Here is a 26,923-nt window from a genome sequence, read left to right on the forward strand (position 1 = left end):
TAATGAATTAAGGATAGTCAGGTGTCGTCAGAATCAGTATATTTTTCTCAATTGCAAACCCAGCTTGAACAATTGCAACAATTAGAAGTAATTATTGATAATGAAAAGCAGATCTTACAACAACACGATCCCGATAAGCTGACGGAAATTTCTGAGCAAAAAAATCAATTATTACTGACTATCCAAGCGTTAGATAAGCAATTTGAACAAAGTCTACAATTTAAAAATGAAAAAGCACAAGGCTTGTTTACTGAAATACTTACCGATATAGAAGCTGTGCTAGTTCGTTGCAAAGAAAAAAATCAAATCAATGGCCAAATTATTCAGCAATCATCGCTCGCCGTAGAACGCATGAAAACGACGCTGTTACAAAATCATAATAAATCTTCAATGACCTACGATAATAAAGGCAAAACCAGCGGTGGATTAAGTAGTTTGGGGATCAAAGCCTAATTAACCACAAATCAAATAAATTTCGTTACTGCTATACATATTTTTAGCCCGCAACATTTCCCTCATATTTGACTCTGACATTCTGCTGCGCTCTAGCTTCTATACCCATCCACTCGTATACAGGCACACTTCTATTGCGATATACCGTACACCCTATACATAAAATCCGGCAAGTTGCCGGATTTTTAACTGTCTTTTTATTGATGGAAATATAGGATCAGTAATATCGCACGTCTTTTATTTCTTTGTGATTGCTGTTAGCAAGATACAAATCATAAACATCGTTAAAGTCTAATGACAACTCAGTAGTATAAGTATCACCAACTGGATAGCTCTTTAATACTTTTGCACCGCGAATAATACCGTTAACCGAAGCGGTAAGTTCTTGATTATTTACGATTAGATTTGCCATTGTCGTGCTATCATTAATGTGCTGACCATAAACTTGTTCGGCTAACTCTGCATAAGCGGCAAGTTTAGATGCTTTAATTGCCATTAACATCCGCTGGGTTTTATTCTGTGATTTTTGTAAGCTAATAGGAGCCTGCCCTATCGCCTTTAACACCGGAAAACGCTCTGGTTTAACCCGTTGCCACTGCACATGTTTATCGTAAATACTACTACAACCAGTTAAATATAAGGTACTCATGCCAAGGATTACGGCAGTTATTAGAGATTTTTTCATTGCTCGCCACCTATTGCTGAATTTCTACTGCTCGTGCTTCATTGGTGAGCATCTCACTGTCTCTGATAATCATGCCATCTACCATTCTGACATTTTCTATACGACTGATTTCATCACCAATAACCCAATTAGGAATAAATGACTGAGCACTAGCCACCACTACTCTTGATTGCATACCTATCATACGGGCATTAACCATAATACCATCGTCTTGTTTGGTCATGGTACCTGTGACGACATAGTCAATAATCTGGCGTTCAGGCAACTCTTTCCAATCACGGGTAAAAACATAATCGCCATCCTTAGTGACACGAATATGCCCAGTAGTCTTAAAGTCGACAACAATTAAGCCGTGACGCTGTAACTCATGAATAAAGTTTTCAGATAGCTGATTACCTAACCAGTTAGTTGATTCTAAATCTTTTAAATCAACAAATGAGGTTACTGCTATCGGTGTTTGTGGATTGACGAAAGAACTCGTTTCAAGCATTTGATAAGCAAGCCCTTTTACTACATCATTTATTGCATGTTTAGGGAGTTTAAAGGCATCAATCTCACCTCGTTCTTGCTGTACAACCCGATAAAAATCGTCGTTACTTGACATCATGCTACATGACACCAAGAAAGGTAATGTTAATAATAGCCATTTTTTCATTGAGTACTCCTCAATCGCAATCAAAATTCTCTGTGGTTTTTCTAGCATTATTTACGCCAACTTTATGCTATTTCATTTTAGGCATAAATAATGCTTAATCCAAGATATGTAAGTTCCGTTTAATTTTTGTCGGTATATTGGTTTAGTAGTTACTTTGAGTGTAGCCACTTTATTCATAAAGTGAGATAGGCTCAGACCATGCCAAATTTAGTAATGTAGGAAAAGCCATGCGTTTCATCGCCATATTGATACTAACACTGCTCAACAGCCATTTCGCCTATGGACAATGGTACCAGGCTCAAGGACAAGCATTTGTCACTAAAGATGATAGCAAGCTTGCTAAAACCAAAGCCATCGAAAATGCATTGAAAAAGGCATTACTGGTCGCCGGAGCCTCAGTATCAAGTGTGCAACAAGTCGTCAATGGATTATTGACTCAGGATGAAATCAATATCCGCGCCAGTGGCACTATTAATTCTTTTGAGCTCATCGATGAGTTACATCATAACGATACGATTACCGTCACTATTCGTGCAGATATTCTACCACAGGAACGGCAGTGTTTTTCTGCGGACTATCGCAAATCGCTACTGATCACCAAAAGCCATTTAAAAAACAGAGAACAAGCGAACATTGGTGGCATTTATCAGCTAGATAAAGTGTTAGTTAAAAAATTATCAGAAAAAGTTCGCCATCAGGGCATGTATCTCGATACTAAACTGGCATTAAAAAATAACTCTGCGTTTTCTCGTTATAATAATAGCGTCAGAGCGGAAAAAATTAAACATATTGCAATGTCGCTGGCCGATATTACTGATAGCCAATACGTGATGTTTTCTGAAATAGAAGATATTTCATTTGCCAATCAGGAAAATAACAGCTGGCTATTTTGGCAGGAAGACGAATACGATCGCCATTTCAATTTTGCTGTCTATATTTATAACGGTTCAAACGGCGAGTTAATATTCAATCACAGCTACCAGAGCTCAGCCCCGTGGACATTTACTAAACGTGCCCAAGTCGATGTGAACTCCAACACTTTCTGGCAAAGCAAATTTGGTAGCACCATAGAACAAACGCTGAATGACGTAATTACTGATATTGATGACAATATGATGTGTCAGCCAACCCGAGCCAAAATTATCCGCGTAGCCGGGGACGAGATAATGATTAACATTGGCAGTAAACATGGTGTCAAAGTAGGTGATGAATTTTCATTATTACATCTCAAAAACTTTACTACTGAAAACGGTAAGATTTACGCAGGCTTTAATGTCAGTCCATTTATGGTTAAGGTCGAACAAGTCAACTTGGAAAGTGCGCAAGCTGTCACCAATGATGCCAGCGTATTAGGTAATATCCAAAGATATGATCTCGCGGTAAGGTATTAATCTATTAGTGATTTTCCCCTTTACAGTATTAAGATATTTGTTAAAATTTATTAAAATATTACGTCCTCATAGTTTAACCGGATAAAACTGCGGCCTCCTAAGCCGCTGCTCCAGGTTCGAGTCCTGGTGGGGACGCCATTTATTCCACCACACATTTATTAAACTGCTTGTCCTGCCTCGTTGCACTCGAATCGCCCTACAATAGCTAAATAAAAGAGAAATTATGTTCCTGAAATTTCGATGTTCCGTACATCCTGTACATAAAAAAGCCTCGCAGTTGAAGTGCGAGGCTTTTTTATGTACATCTGACCAAAAATTAATTGGCTTGTTCTGTTAGCACTTCCGTGTTTTCAGCTACTGAGGTATTACTCAATACCGCTGACAATGCTAATACAAATACAGCTATGATAACGGTTGTCAGTTTGATCCCTTTAGAAGACGGTTTATTCATTATTCTGTCCTGCTATAGGTTTTATTATTATTGTCAAACTCTTACTGCACGAAAGAACTTATACGATAAACATTTTTATTTCAATGATTTAAATAAAAAAACAAAGGTAAGTTGAGAATTTTGCTAAAAAATATAACAAATCACATAATATCATTTGCAGTCAAGGGTCGGTCTAGGCGAAAATAGCGTCACTAAAACACCCTCATCAAAATTATTACAGTTGGAGCAAATATGCCATCGCGTCAAGAACTCGCCAATGCCATCCGTGTATTAAGCATGGACGCCGTTCAAAAAGCTAAATCAGGTCATCCAGGTGCCCCTATGGGTATGGCGGATATCGCCGAAGTCCTCTGGCGTGATTTTTTAAAGCATAATCCTACCGATCCAAATTGGGCCGATAGAGATCGCTTTATTTTGTCAAACGGCCACGGTTCGATGTTGATCTATTCATTGCTTCACCTCAGTGGTTATGACCTACCAATGGAAGAGATCAAAAACTTCCGTCAGTTACATTCAAAAACGCCAGGCCATCCAGAATATGGTTACACCCCAGGTGTTGAGACTACCACAGGGCCATTAGGTGCAGGGATCTCAAATGCCGTAGGTATGGCAATTGCGGAAAAAACGCTAGCAGCGCAATTTAACCGTCCTGAGCATAATATCGTTGATCATTACACTTACTGCTTTTTAGGTGACGGCTGTTTAATGGAAGGCATCTCTCACGAGGCTTGTTCACTAGCTGGTACCTTAGGATTAGGTAAATTAATCGCATTTTGGGATGATAACGGTATTTCTATCGACGGTGACGTTGAAGGCTGGTTCACAGATGATACACCAAAACGCTTTGCTGCTTATGGGTGGCATGTCATTGCCGATGTTGATGGTCATGACGCAGCAGCAGTGGCTAAAGCAATAAAAGAAGCTCAAGCTGTTACCGACAAACCAACCATGATTTGTTGTAAAACAGTTATTGGTTTTGGTTCTCCAAACAAACAAGGCAGCCACGACTGTCACGGTGCCCCGTTAGGAGATGATGAAATCATCGCTGCGCGCGAATTTTTAAACTGGTCACACCCTGCATTTGAAGTGCCAGAAGATATCTATGCCGAATGGGATCAAAAAGAGAAAGGCCAAGCATCACAAACAACTTGGAACGAGAAATTTTCTGCGTACCAAGCTGCTTACCCTGAATTAGCGGCCGAATATCAACGCCGCGTAATTAATGGTGACTTACCAGCAGATTTTGAAGCTAAAGCAAATGACTTTATTCAGCAATGCCAGGAAAAATCAGAAAATATTGCCTCGCGTAAAGCCTCACAAAATACTATCGAAGCTTTCGGTAAAATTTTACCTGAACTTCTAGGTGGTTCTGCCGATTTAGCTGGCTCAAATTTAACCTTATGGTCTGGTTCAAAAGGCATAGATAGCGACGCTGCTGGTAACTATATTTATTATGGTGTGCGTGAATTTGGCATGTCAGGCATTATGAACGGTATTTCATTACACGGTGGCTTCATTAACTATGGCGCAACCTTTATGATGTTTATGGAGTACGCTCGTAACGCAGTGCGGATGTCGGCATTAATGGGCATACAAAACATCTTTGTTTATACTCATGACTCTATCGGTCAAGGTGAAGATGGCCCAACCCATCAACCTATTGAACAACTGACGAACTTACGTACTACACCAAATATGGTGACTTGGCGACCGGCCGATGCTACTGAATCAGCAGTTGCCTGGAAAAATGCGATTGAGCGTCAAAAAGCACCGACATCATTAATATTCTCTCGCCAAGGATTACCAGCCCTTGCACGCAACAGTCAGCAAGTAGCAGATATTGCTAAAGGTGGTTATATCCTACGTGACAGTGAAGGCACACCAGAAGTTATCCTTATGGCGACTGGTTCAGAAGTCGCATTGGCACTTGAAGCGGCGGATACGTTAGGTTCAAAGGTTCGTGTCGTTTCTATGCCTTCTACGAACATTTTTGATGCGCAAGATACTGACTATAAAGAATCAGTACTTCCAAGTGCCGTGACTAAGCGCGTTGCTATTGAAGCAGCTCATACTGATTTCTGGTATAAATATGTTGGCTTTAATGGTGCTGTTGTTGGCATGACTACCTTTGGCGAGTCAGCACCTGGTGGCGTATTAATGGAGCACTTCGGCTTTACTGTCGACAATGTTATTAACACAGTTAATAACTTAGCGTAAAAAGCCGCTACGACTTGATATTATTAAGTTAATATTAAGTCGTGGCCTACTTGGCCCAACTCAAATCTTATGCCGATAAATATAGCTATTAACGGTTTTGGCCGCATTGGTCGCAATGTTGCCCGAGCCCTATATGAAAATAATCACCGCAAGGATCTTAAACTCGTTGCTATTAATGAAATAGCTGAGCCACAAGGTATCGCCCACTTATTAAAATATGACAGCACCCATGGACGTTTTCCATTTGCCGTCGGTCTGGTAGATAACACCCTCAATATTGCCGGGGATGATATCAAGCTATCGCACTGTGAAAATATTGAACACATTGATTGGCAAGATGCTCAGGTCGATATTGTTTTAGACTGCACTGGAAAATATGCAACTAAGCAAGACGGCGAACGTTATTTGGCGAACGGGGCTAAAAAAGTACTTTATTCTCACCCAGCCGATCCCAATGTTGATACCACTATTATCTATGGTATCAATGAGCAAAGTTTAACGCCTGCAGATAAAGTGATCAGTAACGGCTCTTGCACCACTAACTGTATAGTGCCAGTAATTAAAGTGATTGATGACACTTTCGGCGTGGAGAGTGGCACAATAACCACTATTCATTCTTCAATGCATGATCAGCAGGTAATTGATGCTTATCATCCAGATTTACGTCGTACTCGAGCCGCGAGTCAGTCTATTATTCCAGTTGATACCAAACTTGCCGCCGGCATAGAGCGTATTTTGCCAAAATTTGCCGGACGCTTTGAAGCTATTGCCGTTCGGGTGCCAACCACTAATGTTACTGCGATGGATTTAAGTTTGACGGTATCTAGCGATGTGTGTATCAGCGATATTAATCAGGCGATTATCGCCGCGCAAAATAATGGTCTGCAAGGTATTTTAGGCTACAGCGAAGAGCCTTTAGTGTCGATTGATTATAACCATGATCCACATTCAGCCATCGTCGACGGCAATCAAACCCGGGTCAGTCATAAGCGCCTAGTGAAAATGTTGGTTTGGTGCGATAACGAATGGGGCTTTGCTAACCGTATGCTGGACACGACTAAAGCAATGGCTAAGTTACTTTAATACTTTCTATTTTTATTTAACTTTTAACACAATCAGGAAATTATCATGTCAGTGATTAAAATGACGAATTTGGATCTCGCCGGACAACGCGTCTTGATCCGTGAAGATTTAAACGTTCCTATCAAAGACGGAAAAGTCAGTTCAGATGCTCGCTTAAGAGCCGCATTACCAACAATCAAACTTGCGTTAGATGCTGGTGCCAAGGTCATGGTAATGTCGCATTTAGGCAGACCAACAGAAGGCGAATACAACGCAGAGTTTTCACTGCAGCCAGTAGCAGACTATTTAGCAAACGCTTTAACAGCCAATGTTCGTCTGGAAAAAGACTACCTTGATGGCATAGAAATCCAACCAGGTGAGTTAGTGATCTTTGAAAACGTTCGTTTTAACCCTGGCGAGAAGAAAAATGATGATGCGTTAGCGCAAAAGCTAGCGGCATTATGTGATATTTTTGTCATGGACGCATTCGGGACAGCGCATCGTGCCCAAGCCAGTACTCACGGCGTCGCCAAATATGCTCCAACGGCTTGCGCAGGTCCGTTATTAGCGGGTGAACTTGAAGCACTAGGGAAAGCACTCGATAACCCAGCGCGCCCATTAGTCGCCATTGTTGGTGGTTCAAAAGTCTCGACAAAATTAACCGTTTTAGACTCATTAGCAGGCATAGTTGATCAGCTAGTCGTTGGTGGTGGTATTGCCAATACCTTTATTGCCGCTCAAGGCCATCCAGTAGGAAAGTCGTTATACGAAGCTGACTTAATTGATGAAGCTAAGCGCCTAACAGCACAGGCAAAAGCCAATAATGGTTCAATTCCAGTACCAACAGATGTTGTTACCGGTACCGAATTTTCTCAAGATGCGGTAGCAACCCTAAAAGCAGTGAATGAGGTTAGCGATGGCGATATGATCTTTGATATTGGTCCTGATTCTGCGCAGGCACTTGCTGATATCATAGCCAATGCAGGTACTATTGTTTGGAATGGTCCGGTCGGTGTGTTTGAGTTTGACCAGTTTGGTCAAGGTACAGAAGTTATCGCTCAGGCAATTGCTAACAGTGATGCGTTTTCTATTGCCGGCGGCGGAGATACGCTAGCGGCAGTAGATAAATACAATATCGCCGATAAAGTCTCTTATATTTCTACAGGTGGCGGCGCGTTCTTAGAATTTTTAGAAGGCAAAAAATTGCCGGCAGTCGAAATACTCGAACAAAGAGCAAAATAACAGGTACTAAAGTCTGTTAACTGAATAAAAAACCCTTAACCTTAAGCTAAGGGTTTTTTATTACCTTTTTCTTAAAAAAACGCATCTTTTTTCGTAGTAAAATTACATCAATATCAGGATTATCTTGCAAAAAGTTTCACTTCGAAGCCAATATTTTAGTAAAAGTCGACCAAAAGTAATATTTCGCTGTAATTCAGCAACTCTGACCACACTATTCTCTATTTTAGCCAGTGCACAATCATTTTTTTTTCTGTTACAATTACGAAATGAAAGCAGTTAACTTTCACTTTGAAACTTACCTGCCATTATTTTTACTATCAAGATCCAATATAAATGACAATTTAGGAGTTATTTCATGGCTTTAGTTTCTATGCGCCAGATGTTAGATCACGCGGCTGAAAATGGATACGGCATCCCAGCATTTAACGTTAACAACTTAGAACAAGTTAGAGCAATTATGATTGCTGCTGATAAAACTAATAGTCCTGTTATTTTACAAGGCTCTGCAGGTGCAAGAAAATATGCTGGTGCTCCTTTCTTACGTCACCTTATTCTAGCAGCTATAGAAGAATTTCCTCATATTCCAGTAGTTATGCATCAAGATCACGGTACGTCACCAAGCGTTTGTCAACGCTCGATTCAGCTTGGCTTTTCATCAGTAATGATGGACGGTTCATTAATGGAAGACGGTAAAACCCCTTCCAGTTATGAATACAATGTTGATGTTACCCGTCGTACCGTAGAAATGGCTCATGCCTGTGGTGTTTCCGTTGAAGGTGAATTGGGTTGTTTGGGTTCATTGGAAACCGGTGAGGCAGGTGAAGAGGACGGAATTGGCGCTGAGGGTAAGCTAACTATGGATCAAATGTTAACCGATCCTGAAGAAGCTGCTGACTTTGTCGCAAAAACTCAGGTTGATGCTTTAGCCATTGCGTGTGGTACTTCACACGGTGCTTACAAATTTACCCGTCCACCAACGGGTGATATTTTAGCAATTGATCGCATTAAAGCGATTCATCAGCGTATCCCGAACACTCATTTAGTTATGCACGGTTCTTCTTCTGTACCTCAAGAATGGTTAGCCGTGATCAATGAATACGGCGGTAATATCCCTGAAACTTACGGTGTCCCAGTTGAACAGATCCAGGAAGGCATTAAAAACGGGGTCAGAAAAGTTAACATCGACACCGACTTACGTTTAGCGTCTACCGGTGCCACCCGTCGCTTTTTAGCACATAACCCGAGTGAGTTTGATCCACGTAAATTCTTAGCAGAAACCACGAAAGCAATGACAGAAATTTGTATTGCCCGTTATGAAGCATTCGGTACTGCTGGTAATGCAAGCAAAATTAACCCTATTTCATTAGAAAAAATGTTCGAAAAATACAGCGCTGGTGAATTAGACGCGTTAATTAAATAATGCGGTTATTCTAAAAAATTAACGCCAGCAACAATCACAATAAATGCTGGCGTTAACTCACATAGTTTCTATGTCCCTCGCTATTAGCCTTAACTAATAGCAATTAATCCTGCGATAACACAATTTAATATTGGTCTGACAACTTGGATTGTTTATAATTCTCCCAAAATAACGAAGGGAGAGTGATTTTGGACTCAATCAGTCAATGGTTCACCGACAACCAAACCATGCTACAAGCATTTGCCATTCAATTTATTGTCGCGTTAGCGATATTATTTATTGGTAAATTAATCGCTAAGCTCATTAGCAAAGGCGTACAAAAAATATTAACCCATAAAGGCGTTGATCAAACAGTTATTTCCTTTATCGGCAGTCTCACCTATGGCTTATTAGTACTGGTTGCCTTTATCGCCGCTATTTCGCACTTAGGATTTAACACTTCCTCACTGGTTGCTATTGTCGGTGCAGCAGGTTTAGCGATTGGCTTAGCGTTACAAGGCTCATTATCTAACTTTGCATCAGGGATCTTATTGATCAGCTTTAAACCATTTAAATCTGGCGATTTCGTTGAAGTGGCTGGTACCGCTGGCATAGTTGAAGAAGTGCATATTTTTTCTACTCAGCTACGCACTGGTGATAATAAAACGGTGATCATCCCAAATGGCTCTATTACCAGCGGCACTATCACTAATTACTCAAGAAAGGCAACCCGACGTATCGACTTGGTAATAGGTGTTAGTTACGATGCCGATTTAGCAAAAACCAAGGAAGTATTAACCAGGGTTGTTAACGAACATGAATTAGTATTAAAAGAACCTGCAGTGACTATAGGTGTTAGTGCGCTAGCTGACAGCTCAGTGAACCTGGTTGTTCGTCCCTGGGTGAAAACTGAAAACTACTGGCCAGTACACTTTGCCTTGCTAGAAAACATTAAAGTCGAGCTCGACAAGGCCGGTATCGAAATTCCTTATCCACAATTATCTGTACATGTAAACCAAGAGAATGCCAATGAATCATAAATTAATCCTTGCCACCCTGTGTTGTTTACCTTTGATCGGTCATGCCGAAGAAGCGGAAAAAGAACAATCACTGATTACCGCCTCAGCAGAACTAGGTATGCTTTATAAAACCGGCAACACTAAAAGTGCAGATATTAAAACCGGTTTTGATTTCAAATATGAAAAAGACCTATGGCGCTCTACCGTTGCGCTGGATTTGTTAGTGAAAAAAACGGAAAAAGAAGATGAAAACGGTGACGAGCATTTTGATACTACCGATCAAAAATGGACCTTTGACTCAAAAACCAACTACACCTTAGATACTAATAGCAAAAATTATGTCTATGGTGCAGTTTCATATGAAGATAACCGTTTCAGCGGCTTTGACAACCAAAGCTCAGTTTCTGCAGGTTGGGGTCGCGAATGGTTTAAAAATGAGAAAGCGTCATTTTTTGCTGATATCGGACCGGGTTATAAACGTGACGTTACTGCGGCAACAGAAGATATGGATAGTGAAACTAAGAGCGCATTTATCATTCAGGCGCAGGCATTATACCTTAGAAAAATCAACGAACACGTTGAATTTAAACAAACGCTTAGCGCTAAATATGCACCAAAAAGTGGTGAAAATAGCAAATACAAAGCAGAAACCTCAATCACGACTAAACTGATTGAAACCTTAGCATTAAAATTTGCTTTTATTATCGACCACAACACAAAAGTGGATGATGGTGTCGAAAATACCGATACTCAAACGGCGTTAACATTGGTCTATAGCTTTTAATTTAGTCCAGTATTTTAACACCAAAAAAAGCAACCCTAAGAGGTTGCTTTTTTATTACTAACGATACCTAGTTGAAATTCTCTAGGCATTCAGCTAACCACAACGCCAATTGTTTTGGTTGCTCCAACGGCAGCATATGGCCAGTACCGGCAAAAACTGTTAATTGCATCCCTACATCTTCATTTGCCATTTGTTTTAGCAACTCTGCACTAGCTAAGGTGTCTTTATCCCCAACAGCAAAATATTTATTACAAGCAAGTCTCTTTAACTTAGCCGCTAAGTTCTCGCGCAGTGTTGTTGCCTGCAATTGCTGTAATAACACTTCTTTGCCAAGGGCAGCATCCATTGCTTTAATCAGTTTGATAACCGCGTTATTTCTATGGGCACTTGGCGCTAATAAATCCAACACCCGCTGCGTTGGAATGCCATTGTAGCCGTGTCGCTTAATCCAGCTAATGGTACGACTACGATGCTTTATCTCTTGCTGTGGCAATGCACTCGGTACATTAGATAACACCACTAGCTTATCAATATTGTGCGGATATTTAACCGCAAACGCACTGGCTAAATAACCGCCAAGGGAAAAACCAACCAGCACGATAGGGCGTTGTGGTAATTGACGCTTTACATCATCAACAATTTCATCAATCGTCTGTGACCGAGCTAAAGTTAAAAAATGATAATGAAACGAGTTTGCCGTTAAACCTTCAAGCTCCTCCACCAAATTTGACCATAGCCGCTGATCGCACATAGTGCCTGGTAAAAAATAAATATCCAAAGCACTACTCACTATTGCAGATATTTATCAAACATTTGAATATTAACCGATTCACCCGCTTCTACCCTACCGCTATCTGCCGCGAGTACAATATAACAATTCGCCTCTGCAACACTGGTTAAAATCCCTGAGCCCTGACTGCCAGTGGTTTTAACCATTAACTCTCCCTGTTCATTGTTGAACGCTATCCCGCGTTGAAAATCTTGCCGTCCTGGGGATTTTCTCAAAACAGATAGCGTTTTTGCTTTCAGTAACAGCGGCGGTTGATAACGAACCTGCTGCATAGTTAATAGCGCGGGCAATGTGAGTTGGTGAGCAGTCACTAACGCAGATACTGGATTCCCTGGTAGCCCAAAGAAATAAGAATTAGGCAAGGTACCAAACGCAAATGGCTTGCCTGGCTTCATCGCAATTTTCCAGAAGTTAATATCGCCAAGTTCGCATAATACTTTTTTGGTGTAGTCCGCATCCCCAACAGAAACGCCCCCCGATGAAATCACCGCATCTGCTTGTAAATCTGCTTGAATAAACGCTTCTTTAATTGCCTGTTCACTATCTTCAACAATGCCAAAATCCAGGACTTCAGCGCCTAAATTATTCAGCATGGCAGTTAAAAAGTGGCTATTACTTTCATAAATATCACCCGGAGCTAAAGATTGCCCAGGCTGTTTTAATTCATCACCAGTCGATAACAGTGCCACTTTTAATTTTCTAAAAACGCTAACCTCTGCAACCCCTAATGATGCTAAGACACCAATATCTGCTGCCGTTAAGCTACGACCGGAGGTAAAAACTACCGCACCGGCGGCTATATCTTCGCCGGTTTGCCGTACATTATCACCACATTTTCTCTTTGCCAAAAACTCTACTTGCTGACCTTGAACCTGACAGTTTTCCTGCATTTCCACTGTATCACAGCCCTCGGGAATTTTAGCACCTGTCATGATCCGAACGCACTCTCCCGCCTGACACTGTCCCTGAAATGGCTGTCCAGCCATAGAACGTCCAACTAAGGTTAAGCTTTGCTGGGCTGTCAAACTATCCAAGGCAAAGGCATAACCATCCATTGCAGAATTATCATTTGGCGGAACTGCTACCGGGCTTTCAATATCCTGAGCTAACACTCGACCTAACGCCTGAGTCAACGGCACAGCTTCAGTATCCGTTACCGGTGTTATAGCGGAAAGCATTTTTGTTAATGCCTGTGAAAATGGCAACAAACCTGGCGCAGAACAACAATCAACCATTATATTTTTACTCTTTCTGTTATCGTGGCGTTATTATCAAGTATCTATAATCAGATAACTATCCTCTAATTTGTAATATTTTGATATAAATCAAGTTAACTGATCAGCAATAATAATATTATTCTTCCATAAATTTTTGCTATAGTGATAGCTAATACCAAATTGGCTAAATCATTCGTCAATTTGGTATAGATTCGCCGAGCTTCTCGCGCTACCTTTATTTAACCTATGTTTGATAAATATGCGCTATTAGCCGTGATTATTACGATAATCGCCAGGGTTAATTTGGAAACAAATTAGCCTCCCGACATTTGGAAAGGTGGAATGTTAACAGACAACTTTGGCCGTAAGTTTTATTACTTACGCCTATCAATTACCGATGTATGTAACTTTCGTTGCAACTATTGCCTGCCTGATGGTTATCAGTGCGATAATGATCGTAACTTTCTCTCATTGGCAGAAATTTCCCGCATTGCTAAAGCTTTTGGTGAAATGGGCACGGAAAAAATCCGCATTACCGGTGGCGAACCGTCACTGCGTAAAGATCTGCCCGAAATCATTGCCATGTGCAAGCAAACGCCAAACATTAAAAAAGTGGCTATCACCACCAATGGTTATAAGTTACCTGAGCAAATTAACCATTGGTTAGATGCAGGCATTGATGCGATTAACGTCAGTATCGACAGCTTAGATCCACGCCAGTTTCACACCATTACCGGCCATAATAAACTCGACCATATATTAAAAGGGGTCGATATTGCACTGACGAATAATACACAGGTTAAAGTCAACACCGTACTGATGCGGGAATACAATGGATACGACATTCAACGTTATTTGGACTGGCTAAAAGACACACCTGTGACCTTACGTTTTATTGAATTAATGCAAACCGGTGATAATCAGGCATTCTTTGACGCTCAACATGTTCAGGGTTCTCGCATTAAACAAAACTTAATTTTGGATGGTTGGCTCCCTGCGATCAGAGATAAAGCATCAGGTCCGGCACAAGAGTTTTATCACCCGGATTATCAGGGAAGAATTGGCCTGATCATGCCCTATAGCAAAGACTTTTGTGCTAGCTGTAATCGTCTCAGAGTCAGTGCATTAGCTAAATTGCACCTATGTTTATTTACTGAACAAGGGTTGGAATTAAGAGATTATCTACAACAAGATGATGTCGAACCACTCAAAGCTCATATCGCCGCCATGATGAATGACAAAAAAGCAACACACTTTTTGCATGAAAATTTAACCGGCGCAACTAAAAACCTGGCAATGTTAGGCGGGTAATCAGCGATGGCTTTAACGAATACATGTTTAGGTGTCGTACTTGCTGGAGGCTTGTCTTCCCGCATGGGGACAGATAAAGCCCTACTGACACGTAAACAAGACAGCCTGCTGGCCTTTAGTGAAAAATTGTTAAAACAAACAGGGGTTGCTCAAGTAGTAGTCAGTGGTAAACAACATGGCATTGCTGATGAGGTAGAGCAACTTGGCCCTATGGGCGGTATTTACACCATATTAAATAAATATCAGCCCAATGCATTATTAATATTGCCAGTTGACTTGCCTTTAATGGATGTGAATTCGCTAAAACAACTCAAACTGGCAGGCGAGCTTTCTCAACAACCGTGCTATTTTCGCGATAATTACTTGCCACTTTATTTACCCATTACCGCATTAGTACAAGAGTTTTTTAATCACAGCTTTGCAAGCTTAAATACAATAACAAAAACAGGTAAGGGCCCTTCTATTCGCGCGTTATTAGCCGGGTTACCAAGCAAAACACTGACGCCGAAAAATAACTTAGCCTTGTTTAATGCCAATACACCAGAACAATGGCAACAAGCACAACAACATTTTTCTAACCATAGGAGTTCTCATGTCTAGCCATGGTTCAAATAGCTTTATTCCGTTAAATATAGCCGTATTAACAGTCTCTGATACCCGCGATGAAAGTAACGACACCTCGGGACAACTACTGGTTGAACGTGTCACAACTGCCGGCCATCAGCTGGCAGAAAAAGCAATTGTCAAAGATGACATTTACCAACTTCGTGCCATCGTCTCAAAATGGATTGCGGATGAAAACGTCCATGCGGTGATCAGCACAGGCGGCACCGGATTTACTTTAAGAGATAATACTCCGGAAGCATTGATGCCGTTATTTGATAAAAACGTTGAAGGTTTTGGCGAAGTTTTTCGCGCCATTTCATTAGAAGAAATCGGTACATCAACCGTTCAGTCTCGCGCTTTTGGTGGTATTGCCAACCAAACGGTGATTTTGTGTGTGCCTGGCTCTACTAACGCCTGCCGCACTGCCTGGGATAAACTCATCAAAGAACAACTTGATGCCAGCCATCGCCCTTGTAATTTTGTTCCTCATTTAAATACCGAAAATGTTAATGCATGTGAGACTCGCGGCTAATGACTACTGACCATAAAAATGTTGAGTTAAGCCATGTCAATCAGCACGGGGAAGCCAACATGGTGGATGTCACCGAAAAGTCGCTTACCTCCCGCACCGCGACCGCTGAAGGTTTTATTAAGATGACACCGCAAACGCTGGCGTTAATCCATCACGGGGATAACAAAAAAGGTGATGTTTTTGCCGTTGCCCGTATCGCCGGTATTCAGGCAGCTAAAAAATGCAGTGACCTGATCCCGTTATGTCATCCTTTGATGTTAACCAAAGTAAAAGTTGATTTTGAAGTGGATGAGCATCTTAATCAGATAAAAGTAAGCAGTTTATGCCGCTTAACCGGGCAAACCGGCGTAGAAATGGAAGCGTTAACTGCAGTTTCTGTTGCCTGTTTAACCTTATTTGATATGTGTAAAGCCGCTGATCCAGGTATGGAAATTTTCGGTATCAAAGTGTTAAGTAAAGAAGGCGGTAAGTCTGGTTCATGGCAAGCAAAAAGCAAAGGAGCATAAGATGATCAAAGTGGTATTTTTTGCGGCATTGCGAGAAAAGCTAGGCTGTAGTGAACTGACCGTTGAAGCGACAAATATCAACACTGTTGAGCAGGTAAAACAGCAATTAATTGAAACTCACCCACAATGGAGTGAGCACCTGATGCACAGCTCATTATTATCCGCCGTGAATAACGATATGGTTTCTGCCCAACATCAGGTAGCAGCTGGTGATGAAGTCGCATTTTTCCCTCCGGTAACAGGCGGTTAACTATGAAAAATGCGGTTAAAATATCAGTCCAGCAACATGATTTTTGTCTCGCTGATGAAGTTAGCCTGTTAGAGCAAGATAATGACAGTGATGGCGCGGTAGTAACCTTTTGCGGCCGGGTAAGAAATAAAAATCTCGGTGAAAATATTCACGGACTGTTTTTAGAGCATTACCCGGGCATGACAGAAAAATCGCTGGCTGACATTATCGAACAAGCAAAACAACAATGGGCGATCAATCGGGTTACCGTCATCCACCGTATCGGTGAACTCAAAGTTGGTGAGCAGATTGTTTTTGTCGGTGTCACCAGTCAGCACAGACACGATGCTTTTGCCGCTAATGAATTTATTATGGATTTTCTAAAAATCAAAGCCCCATTTTGGAAAAAAGAATTAACCGATAAAGGAGCGTACTGGCTGGATGCAAGAGCGAGCGATCAAGACAAAGCAAAGCAATGGGAGCAATAACCATGTTGACAACTAGCAAGCCTGTTCGATTATGGTTTTTAGTTGTTACCCTATGGCTAACTTTTTCAGTTTCAGCCAGTCAGGATAAGCAAGTATTACGTATTGCCGTTGCCGCTAATTTTGTCGCCCCTCTTAATAGCCTGCTGCCAGAGTTCACCGAACAAACTGGCATTAGCACACAAGTATTTACCGGTTCCACCGGCAACTTATTTCAGCAAATCGCCCACGGTGCCCCCTACGATATTTTTCTAGCGGCGGATACGACTCGGCCACAAAAGTTAATAAGCTTAGGTAAGGCCAATGCTAATAGCTTAAAAACCTATGCCATAGGTGAGCTGGCTTTTTGGTCAAGCCAGTGGCAGCAAGAATCAAAGCCATCACTAGACAAACTGGTTACTCAGTTAAGACAGAATCAGCAAAAATTTGCTATCGCCAACCCAAAACTTGCCCCATACGGTAAGGCAGCAAAACAAGCCTTAGTCAAACTGCAATTATGGCCAGAACTAAAAAAACAGTTAGTTACTGGCACTAATATCAATCAAACATTTCAGCAGCTCAGAAGTGGCGCGGTAACAACAGGCATAGTGGCACTGAGTCAGCTAAAACAGAACAAATACTCAGGCATTAAAATTCCCGTTAATCATTATCAACCGATCAAGCAACAATTAGTCATTATCACCGCCTCACAGCAAATAGCCAAGGCACAAAAATTCAGTGACTTTCTGCTTGCTCCGTCAAACCAAGAAAAGCTCAACCAACTCGGTTACCATAGCGCTAGCGCAATCACTAACAACTAAAAAAATAATGGAATACTCAAACGACTGGTTAGCACTGTGGACAACGATTAAAATGGCGGGACTCACCACCTTGCTGTTATTAATACTTGGTACGCCACTGGCCTGGTATTTAGCAAATTTACGCTCACGCTACAAAGTCATTATCGAAGCGATAGTTGCCTTACCCTTAGTATTACCGCCAACTGTGCTAGGTTTTTATCTGTTAATCACTTTTGCCCCTAATTCTGCTTTTGGCAAACTTTGGCAGCAGCTTTTTGGTTATCAATTGGCATTTAGCTTTAGCGCTATTGTGCTTGGTTCAGTACTTTATTCACTGCCTTTTGTTGTTCAGCCACTGCAAAAAGCCTTTGAGCAATTAGGAGATAATATGTTGCAGGCTGCCGCAATGTTAGGTGCAGGGCCGATTGACCGCTTCTTCAATATTGTACTCCCGATGACTAAAGCCAGCTTTATTACCGCCGCCAGTTTGGGATTTGCCCATACCGTTGGCGAATTTGGCGTAGTATTAATGATAGGGGGCAATATTCCGGGAGAAACCCGTGTATTGTCAATTGCACTATTCGATCATGTTGAAGCCTTTAATTACCAGCAAGCTCATTTACTGGCTTTTGCGCTAATAATTGCCTCCACTGTCTTGCTTTCATTAATTTATTTATTAAATCATCGGCCGAAAAATCATCATCAACAATTAAGCGGAGATGATAGATGAGCACACTTGCACTCAATGTCAGTAATGCTAATTTAGGCTTTACCCTTTCGGTCAATCAAACCTTAGATCTGCATGGGATCACAGGAATTTTAGGTCATTCAGGCTCAGGGAAAACTACCTTATTGATGAGTATTGCCGGGCTCAATAAAGAAACCAATGGCAGCATTTATTTTGATGACCAAGCGCTGCTGGACAGCGACAGCAAACACTTTATCGCACCGGAGCAAAGAAACATCTCGTTAGTATTTCAGGACGCTCGTTTATTTCCTCACTTAAATGTTGTTGATAACCTCAATTTTGCGATCAAACGCTGTCAGCATTCAAGGTTAGCATTAAGCGATATTATCGAACTGACTCAGATAGCTCCACTACTTAACAAGCGAGTGGATACAATATCATCAGGAGAAAAGCAACGGGTTGCATTGGCTCGGGCTATACTGGCAGAACCCAAACTATTGTTGTTAGATGAACCGTTAAGTGCACTTGATCAAAAGAGTAAAAGCCTGTTACTAAGTTTATTAAAGCAAGTTCACCAACAGCTAAATTTACCCATGTTTTATGTCAGTCATCATCTCGATGAAATACAGCAATTAGCAGATAAGTTACTCGTACTGGAACAAGGACAGGTATTACATTATGGCAATGTCCACCAAGTGATCCACCAACTCAATCATTCTGGCTTAATTGCACAGCAAACCAGTTTGTCATTACCTATTGTCGAACAAGATAACCAACACGGCATCACTAGTTTGCAAATCGGTGATCAACAAATTCACCTACTCACTACACAACTAAAGCAACAGGTACAACCAGGACAGGAGTTACGCTGCTATATATTTGCCAATGAAATTAGTATTAGCAGACAAGAACCCGTCGCAAGCTCAATTGTTAATCAGTTAAAAGCACAAATAGCTGACATTGACACTATTAACAACCAAACACTGGTTCAGTTGATATGCGATAACCAGACCTTTTTCGCCAGTATTTCTTCCTACTCCTTGGAAAAACTAGCGTTAGCCAAAGCACAATGGGTTTACATACAATTTAAAGCCAGTGCCGTACGTACTTAAACGGGGATATTATGTTAACCAGCAATGAACAACTCCGCTATAGCCGACAAATTATGCTTGATAAAATCGGCGTAGCAGGTCAGATGAAATTACGTAATGCCACGGTATTAATCGTAGGCATGGGCGGCTTAGGTAATCCTGTTGCCATGTATTTAACCGCTGCGGGTGTTGGTAAACTGATCATCGCTGACGGTGACAAGGTAGACATCACCAATTTACAACGCCAAGTGCTATTTGGCGAGCAGGATGTCAGTGAAAATAAAGCCCAACAAGCGGCGGATAAACTCGCACACAATAATGGTGATGTCACTATTGAAGTAGTAGATGAGATGCTCGATCAGGAACTCGCGCAATATTATATCCCTCTGGCGGATGTTGTAGTTGACTGCACTGATAATATCACCAGCCGTTACCTAGTTAATCGCCTATGTGTAGAACATCAAGTACCTTTTGTTGTCGGCGCAGCCACGGGATTTGACGGTCAGCAACTCGTCATTGATCCTCGACAACCTGACAGTGCCTGTTATCACTGCCTGTTTCCGGCAAGTGAAAAAGCGCCGGCAAACAACTGCCAAACAGTAGGCATTATCGGGCCAGTGTTAGCGATTATCGCAGGCATGCAGGCATTGCAAACTATCAAGTTATTAACGGAGATCCCGGTAAGTTATAATCAGCTTAATCTTTATGATGGCCTACATAACCAATGGCAGCAGTTTAGTTTGAGCAAACAAGCAAAATGTGAGGTATGTGGTTCACTTACAGAAGGAAAATGATGCTCCGTCATTTTTGATATACCGTTTCCCTTGAACATTAAAAAGCCCTCAATTTGAGGGCTTAGTACTCGCTTGAAAATATTAGTTTTTATTTAAATAATCCAGAATTTCTATCTGTCATTGCTTCTCGCCAACCACCGAGCCACTCGGATCTTGCATCATTATTTTGATAAGGACAATTTTCTTTATTTCTACCTGACAAGCCAGCTTGATAACCATTTGAATGCGCTCTACCTAAACGATCTCTTTTTTGTCTTCTCATAAATGAGTCTCCATAACTAATTAATATATATAGCTTTATTAGATGTTTGGTGGCCGATATAAAAACAACTATCGACACTTTATTTAAGAACAATTAAATTTTTATTGCAAGCAACAGATTGTCATAAAAATGTAAAAATATCTTGCTAGATAGTGCATTTTTACCATTAAAAAATTTGACATTTAATAATTATTTGAAAAACAGCTGATTAAATTTCACTACATAGTTCATTCAGCAATAAGCACAATATTGATATAATAAATTTGTTTAAAAAACACACAAAATTGAAAAATCAGTTATCGCTAAGCAAAGGTGCCATCACCTGTTCTAATCCATTGAGTTTGATTTCATAAACCAAAGCCAGTTGCTGCCCTAACCTTCCTTCAGGGAAGCCTTTACTGTTAAACCAAACCAAGTAAGGTTCTGGTAGTTGTAATAATTTTCTACCTGCGTACTTACCAAACGGCATGGTTTGGTTAATAGCGGCAACTAATGCTTGTTGATCTGAAAACATATTTTTACTGCAATAAATGAAAAAAGAGAAATAACCGAATCCCGTATTTTGTGGCTAAGGTGACATAAAACTGTCATAACAGCCACCTATAATTCCCGCAAAATTAACATTTAGCATTTAACAAATAGGGAAATTAAATGTCCATTGTTAGAAAACGTAGCGCAGCTCATAAAGCCTATATTCCAACAAATGCCCGAGATAACCAATACATCTTGGCTGAATTTGCCATTACCGATGAATTAATCAAGCGTATATCACCCGAGCTAGCTAACGATAGCCAGCAAGCGTATTATCAATTCTATCAAAGTTTATCTCAACTGCTATTTACTTTAAGTAATGATCACCAACTTGAGAGCTGCATTTTTGTTGCCAATGATAAGCTCGTGCGCGTGAGGTATAGTCAGGAAATGCATCAATGGCAAACCAGTCAGCAAATCCTATTCTACTATGATCCACAAAAACACAGTTTGCAAAACTCATTTTTTGACGCCAATGTCAGAGTAAAAAAGATCACCTTGCTATTTTTAGCCACGGGGGATGATCTACGGGTTAATGCCGCTAATTTTCACCAACGCGTTGCACAGCTGCTCGCTACTTACCGAGAAACATTAGCCTTAGCGAAAAATGCACTTAGAGTGAGAGATCACCAGCACTTAACTTATGATTTGTTTGCGAAACAAAAAGGCTGCCTTGGCATCAAAGCGCATAAACTCAGAGCAATTAATCAGCGCTATCACAGCCAAAAAGTAAATTTGCCGATCATACATTCCGCCATCACTTACGCGGTGATCAATATCACGATTAATAACCATATTTTAAACTTGGTGGATATAGATCCAAGCTCTGACGATCCATATAACCCTTTATATACCTACCTCACCGATACTTTCTCATTAATTGCAAAGCGTTTTAACTTAAATAATGGTGCCTTAGTTGCCAATGGTCTGGTCCCGATTATCCGATACAGCGAACATGAATTAATATCACGGGTTGGTGAACTACAAATGCTCGGTTATAACCCAGAATTGAGCCCATGTGGCATTGTCAGTAAATGGCAGGCAGACCAACTGGTTGATAATGTTCAACTGATTTTTGTTGCGACTAAGGATAACAGCGATGATTACGGCTACGGCCGATTTTTAAATCAAATTGAGCAAGCTATGCGCCTAATGGCAACAGAGTTAGAGATTCAGCCAGAAAAAGAAGAAATCATGGTCCGTTTTCATCAGCATGTTGCATATGATTATTAACGCTAATTAATAAAAAACATTCACTATCGCCAGGCTAAATTTTTGATTACTATGCAGCTAAGTAAATAAATATTCAGGCGAAGATGATGACAACAACAATTGAACAAGCCACTTTAGCCGGTGGCTGCTTTTGGTGTATTGAAGCGGCATTTAACAGTTTACAAGGAATAGTAAAAGCTGAATCAGGTTATATGGGCGGCACGACAGAAAACCCGAGTTATGAGCAAGTATGTCAGGGCAATAGCGGCCATGCAGAAGTGGTACAATTGACATTTGATAGCAGCAAAATAAGCTATCGTGATATTTTGGAAATTTTCTTTGCCTTACATGACCCAACACAGCTTAACCGCCAGGGCAATGATGTTGGCACGCAATATCGCTCCGCAATTTTTTATCATAATCAGCAGCAAAAAATCGCTGCTGAGCAGATAATTGAGCAAATGACTCAGGAACAAACTTGGGAACAGCCTATTGTCACAGAAGTGGTTACACTACAAAAATTTTACGGTGGCGAGCAATACCATCAAGGCTACTTCAATAACAATCCCGAGAATCAGTATTGTCAGGCAGTCGTTTCACCCAAACTAGCCAAGTTTAGAAAGAAATTTGCCGAAAAATTAAAATAATGCAATAAAAAACAATGCCGCTAGTAGCGAGTAAGCGGCATTGTTAGCATTAACTACAACACAATTAATACATTAAGGTATAGAGCTTGCGACGGAATTTACTGGCAAGCGGGTCGCCATCCGGCAACGCCTTTAATACATCCAGTAATAATTCCTTACTTTTTTGATCACCGGCATCTTTTTGTACCATAGAGAATAACAAGCTTAACGCTTCTTCATTGCGATTGACCTGACTGTATTGTGCGGCAAGTTTTCTTTGTAAATCAATATCATCCGGTGACGATTGCAACTGTGCTTCTAATGCCTGAATCTCAGGAGAATCAGCCGCTTGAGTCGCTAATTCCAGCTTAGCCATCACCGCTTTATATTCACTGTCTTGATCGACCATTTTAATACTATCAAGCAACTGCTCTGCTTCTGCAGTTTTACCTGTACTAATAAAAACGTCAGCGAGTAAAAGTTTAATATCAGCCCGCTCCGGTGCTAACTGGTGCGCTTGTGATATTACTGCAAACGCTTGATTAACATCACCTTCACTCACTTGCTGACGTGCTTGGGCAAGTAATAAGTCTTCTTGTTTAGGCAAATGCTTATCTAAAAATTGAGTAATAGATTCTTCGGTTTGCGGGCCAGATAAGCCATCGATTGGCTGACCATCTTTAACTAACACCGCCGTAGGTAAACCTTGAATACCAAATTGTTGCGCTATTTGCGCCTGCGCCTGACAGTCAACCGTCGCATGAAGTAAATACTCATCCGCATCGGCCACCTTAGTGGTTAATTTATCTTTTAATTCAACACTTTCTGGGACTTGTTCCGCCCAAAATGACACTAATACAAGTTTTTCTTTTGACTGTTCCAGCACAATTTGCTGAAAGTTATCCAAGGTCATGGCAATACTATTCGTCGACACTGGGAGTTCCTGTTAACTAAACTATGCTAATTAATTTGGGGACTAAATCAGCGATAACAAGGGGCTCCTTCTGGCAAACGCATCAATACTATCAATTAGTCTTGTTTCAACTTATAGTTATAAATGGATTGAGGCTGTATCCGAATGTAACGCAATAATTCATGACAATAGTGTAAAAACACCAATGAAGAAAAGCTTAATCACTTCCATACTGCTATTAGTATTTTTTTCTACCACAGACGCCTATCCTCAAGATATGGCAACCACTAAGATTAGCTATTGCGTCGACCCAGATTGGGCACCTTACGAATCAATCGAAAATAATCAGCATATCGGTATCTCGAAACAATATCTGACGCTAATTGAACAACGCTCTTCTTTACGTTTTACCTTTGTACCAACTCAAACCTGGGCACAAACCCTCTCTTTCATAAGAAATGGTAAATGCCAAGTGATCCCTTTGCTCAATAGCTCGATAGAACGCAAACAATTCCTATCTTTTAGCGATGCTTATTTTCATGCCCCCAACGCACTCTATGGTCATTATGATCAAGTCATGGTAGGTAATCTTTCCAGCATTACCAAACAATCTGTTGCGGTTGTTGATGGCTACCGGATGCATCAATATTTAACACGTAAATTTCCCGAGATGAAGCTGATCACGGTAGAGAATGAAAAAGCTGGCTTAATCAAGGTCGCCAATCAGCAAGTTGATTATTTTGTTGGTTCGTTTTACTCCGCCAATAAAATCATTCAGCAGCATGCACTCGCCCAACTAAGAATTGTTGGCATTGCAGAATTAGAAGATAAATTACGAATGGGCGTAGCTAAAGAGAGTTCTGAACTTTTACCTTATATAAATCAAGCTATTGCCCAGCTAACCTCAGAAGATCACAATAAAGTTTTTAGCTATTTAAAAATGGCCAATTTAGTTAAACAAACTAATTATGCCGTAGTGTTTAAAACCGCAATTTTCTTTACGTTATTAATTCTGATCTTATCAGCTGCCTATATCCGCTCGGTAAAATACAGCAAGGTACTTGCAGCTAAGAATCAGATCTTAAAAAACCTCTATCAACAACTCGATCAAAAAAACCAGGAATTAGCTGAAATCAGCATCAGAGATCCGCTGACCCAGCTCTATAACCGCAGTCATCTGGCTGAAATTATCGAACAACAAATTCGCTTAAAGCATAGGTATAGCACCACCGCTTGTCTGTTAATGATAGATATTGATGACTTTAAGCAAATTAACGATAACTTCGGCCATAAAACCGGCGATGATATTCTCAAACAATTTGCCAAAATTCTCAGTCACTGCGCCCGAGATTCAGATATTGTTGCCCGCTGGGGCGGTGAAGAATTTGTCTTATTGTGTCCTGAAACTGAACCGGATGAAGCCATGGTGATCGCTAAACGCTTTCAACAAGCGTTAGTTGAAGCACATAAAGATGATTTTCCCGTAGTTACCTGTAGCATAGGTATTGCAGAGTTAGACAGTAAAACAACGGCTGAACAGTGGTTTGTCTCTGCCGACAATGCGATGTATTACGCTAAAGATAAAGGTAAAAATACCGTTCACTGCCTCGAAAGATAAAACTGCATCTATGACTGAAATATAGCAATAAAAAACCCCGTAGTTTATAGCTACAGGGCTAATAAAAATTCACTTTCTGCGGAATTTAAATGTCTTTTAATAAATCGCGGGCGATGATCACTTTCTGGATCTCGCTGGTGCCTTCATAAATCGAAGTCACCCGCACATCACGCGCCATACGCTCTAGTGGATACTCTTTAATATAACCAGCACCGCCCATTAATTGCAGTGCATCATAACATGCAATATTCGCTTTCTCGGTAGCGAATAATTTCGCCATAGAGGCAGCCTTGCCAAATGGTAAGCCCTGTTCTTTGGTATAAGCCGCTTGCATTAATAATAAACGCGCCGCTTCTAGATCGGTATAACGCTCAGCCAATTTCCATTGTAATCCTTGAAAATCAGCAATTGATTGACCAAACTGCTTACGCTCTACCATATACGCTTTCGCATAATCCATCGCAGCTAAGCCTACGCCTAAGGCAAGAGAGCCAATACCAATACGCCCGCCGGCAAGTTCACCAACGGCCACAGCGAAACCTTTATTTTCTTGTCCCATCATGGCACTGGCGGGCACTCGGCAATTTTCAAAATGAATTTCATTCGTTGGTGAGGCTTTTTGCCCCATTTTATCTTCGGTTTTGCCCACCGTCATACCCGGTGTACCTGCTTCGACAATAAAGCAAGAAATGCCCTTGCCTTTTGGCGCGTCAGGGTCGGTTACTGCCCAAACCACGAAAACGCCAGCAAAAGTGCCGCTAGTAATAAATAACTTACTGCCATTGATAATATATTCATCGCCATCTTTAACCGCAGTAGTTTTCATTCCTGCAGGATCTGACCCCGCAGTGTTCTCCGTTAAACAAAAAGCGCCAGCTTTATACTCACCGCTACATAATTTAGGAAGATATAACTGCTTTTGCTCTTCATTACCAACCGCCTGAATGACTTCCGCAACCATATTTGTCACAGAGGTTGTTACCGCTGTTGATGCACAAGCTTTTGCTAATTCTGTGATTGCGACACTAAAGGCTACTGAACCCGCTTCAACTCCACCATACTCAGCTTTAACGTTGAGGCCCATAAAACCTAGCTCTGTTAATTGAGCCAGGTTAGCCAGAAATATTTCCTGGTTCTGCGTTTCATCAAGCTCCGCAGCAACAGGAGCTAACTCAGTTTCAGCAAATTTTCTTGCCATATCCTGAATCATCATTTGCTCTTCAGTTAATGAAAGATCCATACATTCCTCACAATCACTATATTCTTATCGCTATAGTGTAAACAAAGATCCAGTTTTACACATCAATTATTTAACGTTTACGTTAACTTCCTTCTTGTCTTTTAGTCATTTCATCGCCGCTTTTATGCATCCATA

General features: G+C 40.9%; 30 protein-coding genes, 1 tRNA gene and 1 riboswitch. Of the genes, 22 read left to right on the top strand and 9 right to left on the bottom strand.

The annotated features are described in order from the left end of the window. Positions 1-21: 21 nt before the first annotated feature. Entirely contained in the window at positions 22-453 is a 432-nt protein-coding gene (locus tag QQK06_RS05045) for a flagella synthesis protein FlgN (RefSeq protein WP_284243548.1), read from the top strand. Positions 454-670: 217 nt separating this feature from the next. Here the strand turns inward: QQK06_RS05045 and QQK06_RS05050 are convergent, their stop codons facing one another. Further along, positions 671-1,138, bottom strand: coding sequence for an LPP20 family lipoprotein (locus QQK06_RS05050; RefSeq protein ID WP_284243549.1), 468 nt, complete (start codon positions 1,136-1,138; stop codon positions 671-673). A gap of 10 nt (positions 1,139-1,148) precedes the next feature. Beyond that, positions 1,149-1,793, bottom strand: coding sequence for a FlgO family outer membrane protein (locus QQK06_RS05055; RefSeq protein WP_284243551.1), 645 nt, complete (start codon positions 1,791-1,793; stop codon positions 1,149-1,151). A 227-nt stretch (positions 1,794-2,020) separates the two neighbouring features. Between QQK06_RS05055 and QQK06_RS05060 the strand changes: the two genes are divergently transcribed. Next, positions 2,021-3,184 carry a flagellar assembly protein T N-terminal domain-containing protein gene (locus QQK06_RS05060; protein WP_284243552.1) on the top strand — a complete coding sequence of 388 codons (1,164 nt, stop codon included), beginning with the start codon at positions 2,021-2,023 and terminating at the stop codon, positions 3,182-3,184. A 62-nt stretch (positions 3,185-3,246) separates the two neighbouring features. Beyond that, positions 3,247-3,322: transfer RNA gene (locus tag QQK06_RS05065), tRNA-Arg, on the top strand. A gap of 178 nt (positions 3,323-3,500) precedes the next feature. Here the strand turns inward: QQK06_RS05065 and QQK06_RS05070 are convergent. Further along, the gene (locus tag QQK06_RS05070; RefSeq protein WP_284243553.1) at positions 3,501-3,635 is read right to left on the bottom strand and encodes a hypothetical protein; all 135 of its coding nucleotides are present in this window, start codon (positions 3,633-3,635) and stop codon (positions 3,501-3,503) included. Between the two features lie 231 nt (positions 3,636-3,866). Here QQK06_RS05070 and tkt point away from each other — a divergent pair, with 231 nt between their 5' ends. The 6 genes from tkt (at position 3,867) to QQK06_RS05100 (ending at position 11,358) form a co-directional block, all read left to right on the top strand. After that, the gene (gene tkt, locus QQK06_RS05075; RefSeq protein ID WP_284243555.1) at positions 3,867-5,852 is read left to right on the top strand and encodes a transketolase; all 1,986 of its coding nucleotides are present in this window, start codon (positions 3,867-3,869) and stop codon (positions 5,850-5,852) included. A 69-nt stretch (positions 5,853-5,921) separates the two neighbouring features. Further along, a complete protein-coding gene (epd, locus tag QQK06_RS05080) occupies positions 5,922-6,935 on the top strand; it encodes an erythrose-4-phosphate dehydrogenase (protein WP_284243557.1) in 1,014 nt (337 codons plus the stop codon). Between the two features lie 45 nt (positions 6,936-6,980). Further along, positions 6,981-8,156 (top strand): phosphoglycerate kinase, encoded by a 1,176-nt coding sequence (locus QQK06_RS05085; protein ID WP_284243558.1) that lies wholly within the window; start codon positions 6,981-6,983, stop codon positions 8,154-8,156. Between the two features lie 355 nt (positions 8,157-8,511). Further along, positions 8,512-9,576, top strand: coding sequence for a class II fructose-bisphosphate aldolase (gene fba, locus QQK06_RS05090; protein ID WP_284243559.1), 1,065 nt, complete (start codon positions 8,512-8,514; stop codon positions 9,574-9,576). Positions 9,577-9,764: 188 nt separating this feature from the next. Next, positions 9,765-10,595 carry a mechanosensitive ion channel family protein gene (locus QQK06_RS05095; RefSeq protein WP_284243560.1) on the top strand — a complete coding sequence of 277 codons (831 nt, stop codon included), beginning with the start codon at positions 9,765-9,767 and terminating at the stop codon, positions 10,593-10,595. Then, positions 10,585-11,358: a DUF481 domain-containing protein gene (locus tag QQK06_RS05100; RefSeq protein ID WP_284243561.1), complete on the top strand. Its 774-nt coding sequence runs from the start codon at positions 10,585-10,587 to the stop codon at positions 11,356-11,358. Before QQK06_RS05095 ends, QQK06_RS05100 begins: the two co-directional genes overlap by 11 nt. Positions 11,359-11,425: 67 nt before the next feature. On the opposite strand, the gene QQK06_RS05105 is transcribed toward QQK06_RS05100, so the two are convergent. Together QQK06_RS05105 and moeA are read right to left on the bottom strand one after the other, a co-directional pair. Then, positions 11,426-12,136, bottom strand: coding sequence for an alpha/beta fold hydrolase (locus tag QQK06_RS05105; RefSeq protein WP_284243562.1), 711 nt, complete (start codon positions 12,134-12,136; stop codon positions 11,426-11,428). 11 nt (positions 12,137-12,147) lie between these two features. After that, positions 12,148-13,383 (bottom strand): molybdopterin molybdotransferase MoeA, encoded by a 1,236-nt coding sequence (gene moeA, locus QQK06_RS05110; RefSeq protein ID WP_284243564.1) that lies wholly within the window; start codon positions 13,381-13,383, stop codon positions 12,148-12,150. A 183-nt stretch (positions 13,384-13,566) separates the two neighbouring features. Then, positions 13,567-13,721, top strand: a riboswitch (molybdenum cofactor riboswitch). On the opposite strand from moeA, the gene moaA reads away from it, so the two are divergent. The 10 genes from moaA to QQK06_RS05160 all read left to right on the top strand — a co-directional run bounded on the left by moaA (position 13,708) and on the right by QQK06_RS05160 (position 20,386). Further along, positions 13,708-14,676 (top strand): GTP 3',8-cyclase MoaA, encoded by a 969-nt coding sequence (moaA, locus tag QQK06_RS05115; RefSeq protein WP_284243566.1) that lies wholly within the window; start codon positions 13,708-13,710, stop codon positions 14,674-14,676. It overlaps the preceding riboswitch by 14 nt. A gap of 6 nt (positions 14,677-14,682) precedes the next feature. Next, positions 14,683-15,276, top strand: a complete 594-nt coding sequence (mobA, locus tag QQK06_RS05120; RefSeq protein ID WP_284243569.1) for a molybdenum cofactor guanylyltransferase — start codon at positions 14,683-14,685, stop codon at positions 15,274-15,276. After that, on the top strand, positions 15,269-15,814 hold the full coding sequence (gene moaB, locus QQK06_RS05125; RefSeq protein WP_284243570.1) for a molybdenum cofactor biosynthesis protein B: 546 nt from the start codon (positions 15,269-15,271) through the stop codon (positions 15,812-15,814). The genes mobA and moaB overlap by 8 nt, the downstream gene beginning before the upstream one ends. Beyond that, positions 15,814-16,320: a cyclic pyranopterin monophosphate synthase MoaC gene (gene moaC / locus QQK06_RS05130; RefSeq protein ID WP_284243571.1), complete on the top strand. Its 507-nt coding sequence runs from the start codon at positions 15,814-15,816 to the stop codon at positions 16,318-16,320. The genes moaB and moaC overlap by 1 nt, the downstream gene beginning before the upstream one ends. Before the next feature lies 1 nt (position 16,321). Beyond that, complete coding sequence (gene moaD, locus QQK06_RS05135; RefSeq protein WP_284243572.1) at positions 16,322-16,570, top strand: molybdopterin converting factor subunit 1; 249 nt, start codon at positions 16,322-16,324, stop codon at positions 16,568-16,570. A gap of 2 nt (positions 16,571-16,572) precedes the next feature. Beyond that, on the top strand, positions 16,573-17,037 hold the full coding sequence (gene moaE, locus QQK06_RS05140; protein WP_284243573.1) for a molybdopterin synthase catalytic subunit MoaE: 465 nt from the start codon (positions 16,573-16,575) through the stop codon (positions 17,035-17,037). Between the two features lie 2 nt (positions 17,038-17,039). Next, positions 17,040-17,834 (top strand): molybdate ABC transporter substrate-binding protein, encoded by a 795-nt coding sequence (gene modA, locus QQK06_RS05145; protein WP_284243574.1) that lies wholly within the window; start codon positions 17,040-17,042, stop codon positions 17,832-17,834. A gap of 7 nt (positions 17,835-17,841) precedes the next feature. Continuing rightward, positions 17,842-18,543, top strand: coding sequence for a molybdate ABC transporter permease subunit (modB, locus tag QQK06_RS05150; protein WP_284243575.1), 702 nt, complete (start codon positions 17,842-17,844; stop codon positions 18,541-18,543). Beyond that, positions 18,540-19,613: a molybdenum ABC transporter ATP-binding protein gene (modC, locus tag QQK06_RS05155; protein WP_284243576.1), complete on the top strand. Its 1,074-nt coding sequence runs from the start codon at positions 18,540-18,542 to the stop codon at positions 19,611-19,613. The genes modB and modC overlap by 4 nt, the downstream gene beginning before the upstream one ends. A gap of 11 nt (positions 19,614-19,624) precedes the next feature. Next, positions 19,625-20,386 carry a HesA/MoeB/ThiF family protein gene (locus QQK06_RS05160; protein WP_284243577.1) on the top strand — a complete coding sequence of 254 codons (762 nt, stop codon included), beginning with the start codon at positions 19,625-19,627 and terminating at the stop codon, positions 20,384-20,386. A gap of 88 nt (positions 20,387-20,474) precedes the next feature. Here QQK06_RS05160 and rmf read toward each other — a convergent pair whose 3' ends face one another. Both rmf and QQK06_RS05170 read right to left on the bottom strand, forming a co-directional pair. Continuing rightward, on the bottom strand, positions 20,475-20,648 hold the full coding sequence (gene rmf / locus QQK06_RS05165; protein ID WP_284243578.1) for a ribosome modulation factor: 174 nt from the start codon (positions 20,646-20,648) through the stop codon (positions 20,475-20,477). Positions 20,649-20,940: 292 nt separating this feature from the next. After that, positions 20,941-21,162, bottom strand: a complete 222-nt coding sequence (locus QQK06_RS05170) for a DUF3820 family protein (protein WP_284243579.1) — start codon at positions 21,160-21,162, stop codon at positions 20,941-20,943. Positions 21,163-21,299: 137 nt separating this feature from the next. Between QQK06_RS05170 and QQK06_RS05175 the strand changes: the two genes are divergently transcribed. Then, complete coding sequence (locus tag QQK06_RS05175) at positions 21,300-22,412, top strand: DUF3083 family protein (RefSeq protein WP_284243580.1); 1,113 nt, start codon at positions 21,300-21,302, stop codon at positions 22,410-22,412. An 86-nt stretch (positions 22,413-22,498) separates the two neighbouring features. Then, on the top strand, positions 22,499-23,038 hold the full coding sequence (gene msrA / locus QQK06_RS05180; protein WP_284246578.1) for a peptide-methionine (S)-S-oxide reductase MsrA: 540 nt from the start codon (positions 22,499-22,501) through the stop codon (positions 23,036-23,038). Positions 23,039-23,102: 64 nt separating this feature from the next. Here msrA and QQK06_RS05185 read toward each other — a convergent pair whose 3' ends face one another. Beyond that, positions 23,103-23,951 (bottom strand): tetratricopeptide repeat protein, encoded by an 849-nt coding sequence (locus QQK06_RS05185; protein ID WP_284243581.1) that lies wholly within the window; start codon positions 23,949-23,951, stop codon positions 23,103-23,105. A gap of 184 nt (positions 23,952-24,135) precedes the next feature. On the opposite strand from QQK06_RS05185, the gene QQK06_RS05190 reads away from it, so the two are divergent. Next, positions 24,136-25,548, top strand: a complete 1,413-nt coding sequence (locus QQK06_RS05190; protein ID WP_284243582.1) for a diguanylate cyclase — start codon at positions 24,136-24,138, stop codon at positions 25,546-25,548. 85 nt (positions 25,549-25,633) lie between these two features. Here QQK06_RS05190 and QQK06_RS05195 read toward each other — a convergent pair whose 3' ends face one another. Then, on the bottom strand, positions 25,634-26,788 hold the full coding sequence (locus QQK06_RS05195) for an acyl-CoA dehydrogenase family protein (protein WP_284243583.1): 1,155 nt from the start codon (positions 26,786-26,788) through the stop codon (positions 25,634-25,636). Positions 26,789-26,923: the final 135 nt, after the last annotated feature.

The sequence above is a fragment of the Thalassotalea insulae genome (assembly GCF_030161395.1).
GTDB classification, from domain to species: domain Bacteria; phylum Pseudomonadota; class Gammaproteobacteria; order Enterobacterales; family Alteromonadaceae; genus Thalassotalea_E; species Thalassotalea_E insulae.